The sequence below is a fragment of the Desemzia sp. FAM 23988 genome (genome assembly GCF_045528365.1).
GTDB lineage: Bacteria > Bacillota > Bacilli > Lactobacillales > Carnobacteriaceae > Desemzia.
In genome coordinates this window covers 19,765-32,657 of sequence record NZ_JBGQQS010000012.1, presented here as the reverse complement: position 1 = coordinate 32,657, position 12,893 = coordinate 19,765, and the positions used below count along the sequence as shown (strand labels likewise).

The window sequence follows — 12,893 nt, the reverse complement described above, 5'->3', positions numbered from 1 at the left end:
TACACTTAAGTCAAATCACAATGGAGGAAAAGCATTATGACTAAAAGAGAAAGTTGTTCAACTGCATTTAGCTGGAAAGCCTCGGGCAGATATTGTTAGAGAATATGATCTGACGCCTTCGGCCTTGGATAGATGGATCCATCAACACCAATCAACTGGTTCATTTCAAGAAAAAGATAATCGTACGCCTGAAGAAACAGAATTAATAAAGCTCCGTAAAGAAATTCAGCGTCTTATGATGGAGAACGATATTTTAAAACAAGCAGCGCTGATAATGGGACGAAAGTAGATGTGATTCGGAATAACCTTCACAAATACTCGGTATCAGCAATGTGCGAAGTCCTGCAAATCTCAAGAAGCACCTACTATTACGAAGCGAAACAACGTGATCATCAAGAAGAAAAGCTAACACAGTTGATTGTTCAGGTATTTAAAGCTAGTCATAACATTTATGGTCAGCGAAAAATAAAAGTCGAACTCCAAAAGCTGGGCTGGCAAGTCTCACGTCGTCGAATTAGTCGAATCATGAAAGAACAAGGTCTGCTCTCTAAATATACGATTGCTCAATTCAAACCAAGTAAATCGACCGTTAATGAGTCTGAAACAGTTAATGTACTGAATCGAAGATTCAATCAAGAGAAGGAATTGACTGTTATTGTCAGTGACTTAACTTATGTGCGCGTAAGGCAAAAATGGCACTACATTTGTGTTCTGGTAGACTTATATAATCGTGAGATTATTGGGTACAGCTCTGGTCCAAATAAGACCGCGGAGTTAGTTCAGCGCGCTTTTTCAACGGTTCCGTACAATTTAACTCGTCTTAAATTATTCCACACAGACCGGGGAAGTGAATTTAAAAATCATCTCATCGACAAAGCACTAGATACCTTTGGTATCAAACGCTCTTTAAGCAATAAAGGCACTCCATACGACAACGCTGTAGCAGAAGCTACCTTTAAAACGATTAAAACAGAATTGATTAATGGGCGTGTTTTTGAACATCAGAAAGAACTGGACCTTGAACTGTTTGATTACGTTAATTGGTACAATAAGATTCGTATTCACGGGTCGCTAGGTTACTTATCGCCACAAGAATACAAATTATCAAACCTTTAAAAAGTTGTCTAATTAAGTGTTGACATACCAATTTTTTAAAGTGACTTCTCTTTAATTGTAATACACTTCATCTAGGAACAGACCTTGAGCAGGCACCGTCATCCCAGCATTACTTCTAATTTTACTCTCGAAGATAGTATCAATATATTCTGGTTCTGTCATCCCTGCTCCGATTTCAAGAAGCGTCCCCATCATGATTCTAACCATTTTATGCAAGAAACCTTCTCCAACAAATGTAAAGTGCAGCAGGTTACCTTCCTTCTGAATCGAAATTTCATTGATGGTTCTAACCGTTGATTTTTTCGACTTTTTAAGCGATGAGAATCCAATAAAGTCATGAGTTCCGACAAGTTTATTGCAAGCCTCATTCATCTTGTCGATATCCAATTTTTCAGGATAATGGAAACTGTAATTGCGTTCAAATGCAGAAGGCACGACACTATTCCAAATATAGTAGCTGTATTGTTTACCAACAGCGTTATATCGAGAGTGGAATCTTTCCGGAACCTCTTCTAACTCTTTTACAACAATATCTTGCGGGAGGTAACGATTAAAAAACGCCTGCATCGTAACCAGTTCCATATCAGATACTGTCTTGAAATTAGCTATTTGTCCCTTAGCGTGGGTTCCGGCATCTGTACGCCCAGAACCCACGATTTCAGTTTTAGTTCCCGTCATTTCACTCAGGATATTCTCTATTTTTCCTTGAATGGTTTTATTCGAGTCTCCAAGCCTTTGCCAACCCAAATACCTTCCGCCATCGTATTCAATCGTCATTTTGATATTTCTCATGTTGTCCCTCTCAGTCATCTGATTCTGTTCCTATTTTCGTACACTATACTTCATTATTATACCTAATACTAGTTTAAATTCAGTTCAACTACTTGATTCTACTAAATATATCACTGATGATAAGATAAAAAAGATCCCTTTGCAGAGGTCCTATCTCTAATACTATTTCATCTTATGAGTAGAATTCTTCTGAAATAATTTTTTGCTTTGATTATCCGCATTAATAAAAGTTACACCGGATTCTTTGTTTTTACTGATTAATTTATCAATCGCTTCGACAGCTGTTGAATCCCATAAAGTCATCGCACTAACATCGATAATTAATTCACCTTCATGGTCAAAGTCACGGACAAAAAAGTCTAAAAACTTCTCCGCTGATGCGAAATAAAGATGCCCGTGTGCCTTATAATGATACTCATCTTGTTCTGTACCTTTTTCTACTTGAAGATGCGTCATTTTAAAGGCTGCAAAGACAGCACTGACTAAGGTTCCAGCAACTACACCATAGGCTAAATTATGTGTAATTAATACAATCGCCACGGTTAAAATCATAACCAAACTGTCATCTTTGGGCATAACAGTCAAACGTTTAATCGATCTCCAGTCAATGGTTTCAAAAGCTACGACTACCATTACCGTTGCCAAGGCTACTACTGGAATGGCTGACACTACTTCATTGAATAAGACTACGGACATCAACATGAAAAAACCAGACAAGAAAGTAGCTAAACGACCAATCCCACCATAATTAAGGTTAATAATGGTTTGACCGATCATACCGCATCCAGCAATACCACCAAAGAAACCAGATAGCATATTTCCAATCCCTTGACTCATAGACTCACGGTTTTTATCACTTGGTTCATTTGTCATTTCATCTACTAATTGTGCGGTCAATAAAGATTCTACTAAACCGACAATAGCTACCGAAAGTGCAGTTGGTAAAATGATTCTCACTGTTTCTACATTTATTGGCACACTTGGAATACCAAATTTAGGCAACTCACTTGAAATAGACCCTAGATCACCTAATAATTGTGCATTCAAATCCAATCCTAGTACGAGAGCTGTAATGACTACAATTGAAATAATAGGTGCAGGAATTTTTTTCGTTAGTTTAGGAGCTAAAAATATAATAGCAATCCCAATCACTCCAAGTACTAGTAAGATGGGGCCTCCTTTGAAATGATCCAACTGAGACAAGAACATCATGATCCCTAAAGCATTTACAAAACCAAGCATAACAGGCTTAGGAATGTAGCGCATTAGTTCTCCTACCTTAAACAAACCTAATACAAGCTGTATAATTCCGGCTAAAATAGTTGCAGCAAAAAGGTATTCTACCCCATACTCAGCAACTAAATGAGCCAACACTAATGCAACTGACCCTGCAGCAGCTGAAATCATCCCTGGCCGACCACCGAAGAATGCAGCAGCAGCTGTAATAAAGAAGGTTGCGTAGACCCCGACAATGGGCTCTACACCCGCAACCAACATGAAGCCGATGACTTCGGGGAATAAAGCTAAACAAACGACAATTCCCGCTAAAATATCCCCTTTAACATTACCAAACCATTCTTTTTTATACTTTTGCATAAATACCGTCCTCTTCAAATTCTTAAAAACTCATATCGAATAATATTAACATGTAGATGAAAATAATAAAATAAAAATTTATCTATAGGTTTACAAAACAACTCATAGGTTTCTTTATGCTGTAATGCCAACTAAAATAGGTCTCGACGCTTAAAGAAAGCTTTCTATATGAAGATGAAGGAGGATAAAATGGATATAGGACACAGAATTCAAGAACTACGAAAATTAAGTGGTATGACAACAAAGGAATTATCAGAACAAATCGCTGTTTCTCCGTCTTTTGTTTCAGCGATCGAAAACAATACAACGAAATTGTCCCTAAAAACACTCACACATATTTGTAAAGTTTTAGGCGTAGCCCTTTCTGAATTTTTCAATTCAAAGTTAAGCCCAGTTGAACAAAAACTGATTACTCAAATTAGGCATTTGCCCGAAGAATAATAGTATAAGTTAATGACTTTTCTAACCGGATTAGTCTAACCGGATTCCAACTTTTTTAGACAGCCTTATCTGTAGTACCCAGCTCATGTTGTAAAAAGATTTTAAAAGGTCTTCCTCTGCTAAGAGAGTTCTTCATTTTCTAGCGTTAATAAAGTAATTTCCTTTGCCCTATGAGATTGCTCATGGAAAGCTGTGGGAAAAACTTGGTGCTGTCCCCTTAAAAGTGTGTTTTTTTATTATGCAGCTGATTGGCTGGTTTGAGTTCGGTGTTTAACCGGATTTCAACCAGCCAATTTGCTTTTGTTCGAACATGGTCATACAATTTACTGGCTTCCTCAAACGGAAGTCTCTATTCACATTGAATAAAGACTTTTGTTTGAGGAGTAAACAAAGTTTATTCTTCAAGTGAGAAGTGAATGATTCGCGACTTGAAGAATAAACTGGACTTATTTATCAAGTGGCGTTCAATTAAGTTCTCACTTGACTAGTAAACGGTATTTATTCTTCAAGTGAACATAAAATGAAGCCTCACTTGAAGAATAAACAAAAACAACAGTACTATTGGCTGTCTCAGGCTCATTGATGTCCTACTTCGAGCAGCTTTTAACGAAGAAAATTAGTTTTTACTTACTAACGTCAACTGTTTTAGAATCGCTAAGGGCTTTAATTCTATTAGGTTTTAACCAGTACATTAAAACTAAAGAACCACTTCCACATTTGTTAGAAAAATGTGGAAGTGGTTCTAAAAACTTGTAGTGTTCTCTTAGTGAATCGCTCCGCCAACTTGTTTCAAGTCTGCTTTGCCATCAAATTCAACGATAGCCTCGATGGCTGCTGTAAGTCCTTTAGTCATGTCTGATAAACTCATTGCCGGCTGTCCTGCTTTATCCACAACTTGTTCTGGGATGAATGGAACGTGGATGAAACCACCTTTGATTTCAGGGTAGTTTTTTTGGATCATGTATTGCACTTGGTACATGATGTGGTTGCAGACAAATGTTCCAGCTGTATTGGAGACTTCTCCTGGAACACCAGCTTTTTTAATAGCTGTTACCATGGCTTTTACAGGCAATTGAGTAAAGTAAGCTGATTCTCCATCTTCTTTAATGGCCACATCGATTGGTTGATTGCCTTCGTTATCGGCAATACGTGCATCATCTACATTGATTGCTACACGTTCAGGAGAAATAGCAAATCTTCCTCCAGCTTGTCCAATATTCAATACATAATCCGGTTTAAAATCTTCAATAGCTGCTTTTACAACATCAGCCGATTTTCCGAAGACTGTTGGGATCTCTAATTTTTTGATTTCTGCACCGTTGATTGTATCTGCTAATCCTTTTACAGCTTCTAAAGCTGGATTGATTTTTTCTCCGCCAAATGGGTCAAAACCTGTTACTAAAATTTTCATATTCTAAAATCCTTTCTATTTACTTTAATTTTTGAAAGTTGAACTATAAAGACTCTTCGCATCCTGTTTTTAGTAGAGCTACGAGGCCTAGCAATTTTGCAAAAAAGATAAATTCTGATTGGGGTAAAAAGCACCCCATTCAAAATTTACTGTTTTTGCTTCATTGTTCCCAAGGCCTCTCCGCATCCTGTTTAGTTGAGCTGCGGTCGCTTGGCTCTTGGTAAAATCATTCTCTTTTTTGAGGACCAAGAGCGTCCTCTAAAAAGAGAATAGATTTTCCTGTCGGGCCAGAACAGCGACCTCCGCATCCTGTTTTTAAAATGCCCAGAAGTACATCAATGCGATGTGGACTACAATCATGATAATGGCCATTGGTGATTGCTCTTTGATAACGCCATTTTCATTTTTCATTTCCAATAAGGCTGCTGGTAATGCGTTAAAGTTGGCTGCCATTGGAGTAATCAAGGTTCCACAGAAACCAACTGTCATTGCTAAAGCTCCAGCGATAACAGGATCAGCACCTTGAGCAATCACAAACGGAATACCGATTCCTGCTGTGATGACTGTAAAGGCTGCAAAAGCATTTCCCATAATCATCGTAAAAATAACCATACCTAAACAGTACGCTACAACGCCTAAGAAACGATTTCCTTCTGGAAGGAAAGTAGAAATTCCCCCGGCAATCACTTCACCAACACCGGCAGCTGTAAAGATCACACCAAGAGCTGCAAGCAGTTGAGGTAAGATCCCCGTTGTTCCTACTTGTTGAATCATACGATTACTGTCATCCATGACAGTTTTTGGTCCTGCTTGAGTGATGAACATACCAATCACTAAAGAACCAGCAGCTCCAATACCGATCCCAACTTGTCCGCCAAGCGGAGTAAATTGGGCGATTCCTACTGCTATTGCAGCTAAAGCGATAACCGGAACGAAAATCATATTTCCAATGCGATCACTGGCTTTTTCTGCTTCCACTTCTTCAATAGGACGAATGTGTCCAATCCTAACTTGTTTGAAGAGCGTCAATACTCCGATGACCAACAACATAATCCCACTAAGAACATAAGGGATAAAATTCCCTAATGCAAATATTACACCTAATAGCAGCCAAAATAAAGTTGTACCCAATCTTGTGGGATGAGTTTTATCCATAAATACTGATCCTGCTGTATAGATCAGCAAGAATCCAGTTAAGATAAAGAAAAATTCCAATAAATTATTGATTAATGTTTCCATCGATTACTCATCTCCTTTTTTAGATGATTTAGTGGGGTTCTTCCCATATTTGTTAGCCATTTTCTTATCAAATAGAACATTTGAAACAGCTACAAGAACCAACGCAATAATAGCGATCAGGAAAGAGGCTTGAGCTACTGCAACTGCAGAAATGTTATAACCTAAAGATTCCATCGTACCTGTAATCAACAATACTCCTGAAGCTGCAATAAACGTATTTTGAGCGAAGAAGTTTCCGAAGTTTTCAGTAGCTGCTGAACGAGCTTTGATGCGTTCTTTATCTTCTTCATTAACTTCTCCATATTTTGCTTCGGCTGAAGCTTGTGTCATAGGTTCTATTAAAGGACGAATAAATTGTGTGTGTCCTTGCATACGAATAGAGAACAGACCAGCCATCTCACGAATCACCATATAAAGAGACAGCATCCGGCCTGGGGTCAAACCTTTGATTCTTTCAATTAATTTAACAGCTTGTTGACGCAATCCGAAACGTTCCGTCATTCCGATCATTGGCAATGTCAGTAAAAATAATGTTACTAACCGATTGGATACAAATGCCTCTCCCAATAATGTTAGGAATTCTGTAAATGAGATTCCTGAAACTAAAGCTGTTGCAAGTGCTGCAACTAAAACTACAGCTATGGTATCAAATTTAAAAATAAAACCAACAACAATAATGACAATACCGATCAATTTAATTATTTCCAACTGTATCACTTCTTCCTTTTTTAACAATTTTATTCACAACATTAAATGTGCGTTAATATCTAGATTAATTCTAAATGAGAATCATTGCAAGGCCTTTTTCGATGTAAGCGAAACCACTTCCTGCTTTTTTGTATGATAAATAATTGACTCTTTTTTAATTAGAGACCCTTATAATCAAACCAATTGAAAAAAGCCTTATTCAAACTCCTATCACCATTTCCTGTGACATATAGACCAAAAACGTTCCTTGTAAATCCGCCTGCAACTTCTTTTGACAACAAACCGCATTCTCCACTCTGCAAATTCTTGGATCTGGATAAAATTCGCTGATAATCGGGTTTTTAAATTTCATGTTTTTTCGCTTTCAAAATAAACCAGCAAAACCAGCTTCTTTTACAGTAAAAAGCCAGCTTGCAGATTGGAATCTGCAAACTGGTTTCTATTTTTTATTCAGCTCTTAAATTTGCTCCATTTGATTCAATAATATCTTTGTACCAATAGAAACTCTTCTTCTTGTAACGATCCAGCGTTCCTGTACCATCATTATTACGATCCACATAAATAAAGCCATAACGTTTTTTCATCTCTGCAGTTGAAGCACTCACTAAATCAATACAGCCCCAAGAAGTATATCCCATTACTTCTACGCCGTCTTCAATCGCTTCACCAACTTGTGCTAAGTGGTCATTCATATAATCGATACGGTAATCATCGTTGACCGTTTTATTGCCGTTTTCATCTGTGATCAATTCATCGACAGCACCTAGACCATTTTCCACAATAAATAACGGTTTTTGATAGCGATCATAAAATTCGTTTAAGACAATATATAATCCTTTAGGGTCAATTTGCCAGCCCCATTCGGAAGCTTTTAAATGAGGATTGAGGATTCCACCGAGAATATTTCCTTCTCCTTGATTGTATTTTTCAGGATCCGCTGCCGCTGTTGAACTCATATAATAACTAAATGAGATAAAATCAACGGTATTTTCAGCCAACAATTCTTCATCTCCTGCCTCGAAATGAATCTCAATGTTATTGTCACGGAAGAAGCGCTTGATGTAACCAGGGTATGTTCCGCGTACATGAATGTCTGAGAACAAGTAATTTTGGCGTTCTGCATTCAATGCAGCTACCACATCATCTGGATCTGGTGTCATTGGATAAGTCGGCATAGCCAGAACCATACACCCTACTTGGAACTCAGGGTTTATTTCCCGGGCAATTTTGGTAGCTGAAGCACTCGCTACTAATTCATGGTGAACCGCTTGGTACAAGTCTTGCTTAGACAATTCTTCAGGTGGCGTAGCAATGCCACCGCTCATAAATGGCGCATGTAAAACCGAATTGATCTCGTTAAATGTCAGCCAGTATTTTACTTTATCTTTGTATCGGTTAAATACAGTCCGTACATATTTTTCATAAAAACCAACTAAGTCTCTGTTTGCCCAACCATCGTATTCTCTTGCCAAGTGCAATGGTGTTTCGTAATGAGATAACGTTACTAACGGCTCGATACCATATCTGTGTAATTCATCGAAAACTTTATCATAAAAAGCTAGACCTGCTTCATTTGGCTCACTCTCATCTCCATTAGGAAAAATACGCGACCAAGCAATTGAAGTCCGATAGACTTTAAAGCCCATTTCCGCAAATAACGCAATATCTTCTTTATAACGATGGTAGAAATCAATACCTTCTAATTTCAAATTATCTTCAGTCGGTCCATCAGTAATAGGACCAAAACCGCCTTTTGGAGTCACGTCTTGTACTGAAAGGCCTTTTCCATCAACGTTATAAGCACCTTCATATTGATTGGCTGCTGTTGCGCCACCCCATAAAAATCCTTTTGGAAATTCGTTTACCATTTTTTTCTTCCTCTCTGAACTCTTTTTTTGATTGTATCACTAATGAACTGCCTCTTTCTTCTACTAACCTTTCCATCAAAAAACACATTAACCCACAATCGACAATAAATAATCTCCATTTGTTAGTGATGTATCTTTGGTGGATAAAATATCCATATAATCATTTGTGTTGGTTACAATAACTGGAGTGACGGTCTCATAACCTTTATTCCGTATAACTTCTAAATCGACAGTTAACAATAATTGCCCTGCAATCACTTTGTCTCCTTGTTGCACATGAGAGGTGAAACCTTCTCCTTCTAATTGAACCGTATCCATTCCTACATGAATCAAAATTTCTGTTCCATTTTCTGTTGTGATTCCAATCGCATGCAGCGTTGGGAATAAAATAGTGATTGTTCCATTAGCTGGAGCATATACTTTTCCATCAATCGGTTGAATCGCGATCCCTTTGCCTAAAGCGCCTGTTGCAAAAGCTTCATCTTGTATAGTAGCTAATTCAACAGCTTCTCCAGTCATGGGGCTAGCGATCAAATCCTTTTGTGTTGCATTTTCAATGTTTTTTGAAGCTGATCCTGAAACGGACGATGCCAATGCATCATTTACTGATACTTCTGCTGTTTCACTAACTGTATCTTCATATAAAGTAGGTATTTTTGTAAAGTATACGAATAAGAATCCCAAAACTAAACCAGCTACCATAACTATAAGCAGTTCCACAATATTGAAATTATTGACACCAGATGGATCAATAGCTGACGGAAGTAAGAATATTCCTAACCCTCCCATTGTGTAACTTGTTAATTGGAAGAATCCGGCCAACATACCCGTAACTCCCCCTGCAATACAACTTAATATAAATGGTTTTTTCATTGGTAACGAAATCCCATAAATAGCTGGCTCTGTTACACCAAACATTCCCGAAATAATCGCTGGGATACTCAATTGTTTCACTTTTGCTTCCTTAGTCTTCAATAATATGGCGATAATAACTCCAACTTGAGCAAATGAAACTCCAGCAGTAGTAGCAAGGAAAGTATCAAATCCAGTTGTCGCTATATTGTTAATCGCAATTGGCACAAGACCCCATTGCAATCCGAACATAACGAGTACTTGCCAAAATCCTCCCATAATAGCTCCTGCCACAATTGGACTTAAATTGTAAACAGCTGAAACGCTCGCTCCAACCAATGTAGATAACCAAGTCGCGATAGGTCCAATGACCAAAATAGCTGCTGGTACAACAATCAATAAAGTGAAAAACGGTACTAAGAATAATTTCACTACATCAGGGATGACACGTTTTACCCACTTTTCAACAATTGACCCTACATAAGTGGCTAAAATAATGGGAATGACGGAAGATGCATAACTCATTAAAATAACTGGAAGCCCCAAGAACGTCAGATAGATTGGAGATTCAAAAATAGTGCCTCCAAATAATGTGTACAATGGTGCAATATCTGTTGGAACAGCCAAGCTTGGATAAAGCATCGCAGCTGCTATTGCCATACCAGTAAAGTGAGTTAACCCAAAACGTTTACTTGCCGTATAAGCAAGAAAAATCGGTAAGAAATGGAATAAACCATCTCCAGCAGCTTGGATCAATAGATACGTTCCACTAGTAGACGCAACTCCAGCTGCCACTAAGACTGCCGCTAACCCTTTTAACATCCCAGCAGCCGCTAACGGACCTAAGATAGGTTGGAAAATTTTGGAAACGATATCAATAAACTGGTTTAAAATATTTCCTTTTTCCTCATCAGCAGGAACTTCTCCTCCATCACTCAAATTTCCCACTTTAACAACTGCATTATAAACATCAGGTACATGATTTCCAATAACCACTTGGTATTGACCACCACTTTTAATAACGGTTACAATTCCTTCTTGCTTTTTCAAATACTCCGTATCTGCTTTACTTTCGTCTTTTAATTTGAAACGAAGTCTCGTAATACAGTGATGAAGACTATTTACGTTTTCGCTGCCGCCAACGTGTTCTAAGATATCTTTTGCTAAATCTTCGTATTTCATTTGAATCCCTCTTTCTTTTCTCTATTTTTTTATTTTATTGAAAATAAAAAACCTAAACGGATAGCAACGAATGAGCGCAGTTTCCCTTACTCCATTGTGCTATCTGCTTAGGTTTTGCCTGATTGAACAGTAACAATCCTTTAAGATCAGATGTGTATTTAATTAGATATGGTTTACTACTCGATGAATGTGAATGGTTAAGTAGACTTTTTCGTCTGGAGAGACTTTGAACTGATAACTTTCATCAATATAAACAGCTACTTTTTCTGTACAGTTTAATGCCTCCGGATAATTAGCTTTAATTTGTTCAAGCAAAAAGGTATCTTGAGAAGTTTGGTAGGTTTCTTTGGAAACTACCCGTTGGCTGAAGTACTGCAAATGAGTTAAAAAACGATTATAGGAGATAGAATCTTCATTAAAGACCATTCCAAAATGCAAGCGAACGATATTTAATATGTCTTGTACAATTCGTGTTACTTTGATCGTTTCTTCAATCATTTGCCCTTCTTTTTGAGCATTGACAAAATGTAAGGCAATCGAAGCTGCTTCATCTGCATCTAGCATTGTGCCGGTATATTTTTCAATAATAGCTAAACTTTCTTTCCCTAATTCGTATTCTCTCCGATAAAATCGTCTTACTTCCCAAGCCAAAGGATTTTTCAAATTGATTCCCTCAGCCGTTCTTTGGATAGCATAGTGAATATGATCTGCCAATGTCAGATAGACATTTGACTCGAAAGTCTGCTGCAGATCTTGTTCAGCCTTCACAATAATGGCGAAAACAGCATCTGACTCTTCAACGGGAAGATTTTGATAGACAGCCTTTAAATGGTCTGCCGGCTCGTCTTCTTGGATGACAAATTTCTTTTCAATAAAATCTTCTTCGATATCATCTCCGGATTTCTTTTGAAAGCCGATTCCTTTTCCCATGACGATCAATTCGGATTGTTCGTTTGTTGCTGCAAGCACTACATTATTATTAAATACTTTTTTGACTCGCATGCAGAGAACATCCCCCCTTCCAAATAAAAAAACCTAAACTGATACCAAATGACAAAACATTATCATTTCGTAGCAATCTAGGTTTTGCCTGCACAACCAGTAACAATCCTTAATTGAATAATAGCACAAGAATTTTAGTCATGCAAGCCCTTTCTTTATTTATTTAATTTTGTTTTTTTACACTGTAATTTCTATCCAATTTCCTTCAGGGTCTTCAATCACACTTTCATAATAACCATCGCCTGTTGTGCGTGGCTGTCCTTGGCAGCGGTAGCCGTCTTGGATCAATTGTTCTGTCAGTTGATCTACTTTTTCTTTACTGCCTACTGAAATCGCCAGATGTGCCCATCCTAACATTGCTGGTTCATGAGCTTCTGTCACATCTGTACGCGTCATCAATTCCAATCGAGCACCTTCCGCAAATGTTAGAAAATAAGATTTAAATCCTTTTGTAGGGTTGTAGTAAACATCATTTGAAACAGCTCCAAAATAATTGCAGTAGAAATCTTTTGTTACTTCTAAATCTTTTACCCATAGTGCTATATGTTCGATGTGCATGCCGACACCTCTCCTTTATCCTGATTTTTAATTTCATATAAGAAAGCGCTCCAAAAAAATTATCGCTGATTTTTGTTAGAAAACAACGACAATCTTCTTTGATGATTAGAGCGGACCATTTTTTCTTG

Annotated in this window: 12 protein-coding genes; 2 read left to right on the top strand and 10 right to left on the bottom strand. The window is 37.7% G+C overall.

Annotated features, from left to right (window positions below; translation table 11 throughout):
• Positions 1-61: 61 nt before the first annotated feature.
• Positions 62-1,116 (top strand): IS3 family transposase gene (locus ACEN4L_RS08205; RefSeq protein WP_407123604.1). Its coding sequence is split into 2 segments (ribosomal slippage): positions 62-260 and positions 260-1,116, totalling 1,056 coding nucleotides; the frame shifts between segments, so codons are not numbered across the junction.
• Between the two features lie 51 nt (positions 1,117-1,167).
• On the opposite strand, the gene truA is transcribed toward ACEN4L_RS08205, so the two are convergent.
• Both truA and ACEN4L_RS08195 read right to left on the bottom strand, forming a co-directional pair.
• On the bottom strand, positions 1,168-1,908 hold the full coding sequence (gene truA, locus ACEN4L_RS08200) for a tRNA pseudouridine(38-40) synthase TruA (RefSeq protein ID WP_407097502.1): 741 nt from the start codon (positions 1,906-1,908) through the stop codon (positions 1,168-1,170).
• Between the two features lie 162 nt (positions 1,909-2,070).
• On the bottom strand, positions 2,071-3,504 hold the full coding sequence (locus tag ACEN4L_RS08195; RefSeq protein ID WP_407097503.1) for a SulP family inorganic anion transporter: 1,434 nt from the start codon (positions 3,502-3,504) through the stop codon (positions 2,071-2,073).
• Positions 3,505-3,693: 189 nt separating this feature from the next.
• Between ACEN4L_RS08195 and ACEN4L_RS08190 the strand changes: the two genes are divergently transcribed.
• Positions 3,694-3,945, top strand: a complete 252-nt coding sequence (locus ACEN4L_RS08190; protein ID WP_407097504.1) for a helix-turn-helix domain-containing protein — start codon at positions 3,694-3,696, stop codon at positions 3,943-3,945.
• Positions 3,946-4,708: 763 nt separating this feature from the next.
• On the opposite strand, the gene pcp is transcribed toward ACEN4L_RS08190, so the two are convergent.
• The 8 genes from pcp to ACEN4L_RS08150 all read right to left on the bottom strand — a co-directional run bounded on the left by pcp (position 4,709) and on the right by ACEN4L_RS08150 (position 12,765).
• Positions 4,709-5,356 carry a pyroglutamyl-peptidase I gene (gene pcp / locus ACEN4L_RS08185; RefSeq protein ID WP_407097505.1) on the bottom strand — a complete coding sequence of 216 codons (648 nt, stop codon included), beginning with the start codon at positions 5,354-5,356 and terminating at the stop codon, positions 4,709-4,711.
• Between the two features lie 315 nt (positions 5,357-5,671).
• Positions 5,672-6,595, bottom strand: coding sequence for a DUF979 domain-containing protein (locus tag ACEN4L_RS08180; RefSeq protein WP_407097506.1), 924 nt, complete (start codon positions 6,593-6,595; stop codon positions 5,672-5,674).
• A 3-nt stretch (positions 6,596-6,598) separates the two neighbouring features.
• Positions 6,599-7,303, bottom strand: a complete 705-nt coding sequence (locus tag ACEN4L_RS08175) for a DUF969 domain-containing protein (protein ID WP_407097507.1) — start codon at positions 7,301-7,303, stop codon at positions 6,599-6,601.
• Positions 7,304-7,461: 158 nt separating this feature from the next.
• Positions 7,462-7,605, bottom strand: a complete 144-nt coding sequence (locus ACEN4L_RS08170) for a hypothetical protein (protein ID WP_407097508.1) — start codon at positions 7,603-7,605, stop codon at positions 7,462-7,464.
• 144 nt (positions 7,606-7,749) lie between these two features.
• On the bottom strand, positions 7,750-9,171 hold the full coding sequence (locus ACEN4L_RS08165) for a glycoside hydrolase family 1 protein (protein WP_407097509.1): 1,422 nt from the start codon (positions 9,169-9,171) through the stop codon (positions 7,750-7,752).
• Positions 9,172-9,258: 87 nt separating this feature from the next.
• Positions 9,259-11,205 carry a beta-glucoside-specific PTS transporter subunit IIABC gene (locus ACEN4L_RS08160; protein WP_407097510.1) on the bottom strand — a complete coding sequence of 649 codons (1,947 nt, stop codon included), beginning with the start codon at positions 11,203-11,205 and terminating at the stop codon, positions 9,259-9,261.
• Positions 11,206-11,367: 162 nt separating this feature from the next.
• Positions 11,368-12,207, bottom strand: a complete 840-nt coding sequence (gene licT / locus ACEN4L_RS08155; protein ID WP_407097511.1) for a BglG family transcription antiterminator LicT — start codon at positions 12,205-12,207, stop codon at positions 11,368-11,370.
• A 177-nt stretch (positions 12,208-12,384) separates the two neighbouring features.
• Entirely contained in the window at positions 12,385-12,765 is a 381-nt protein-coding gene (locus tag ACEN4L_RS08150) for a VOC family protein (RefSeq protein ID WP_407097512.1), read from the bottom strand.
• Between the last annotated feature and the right edge of the window lie 128 nt (positions 12,766-12,893).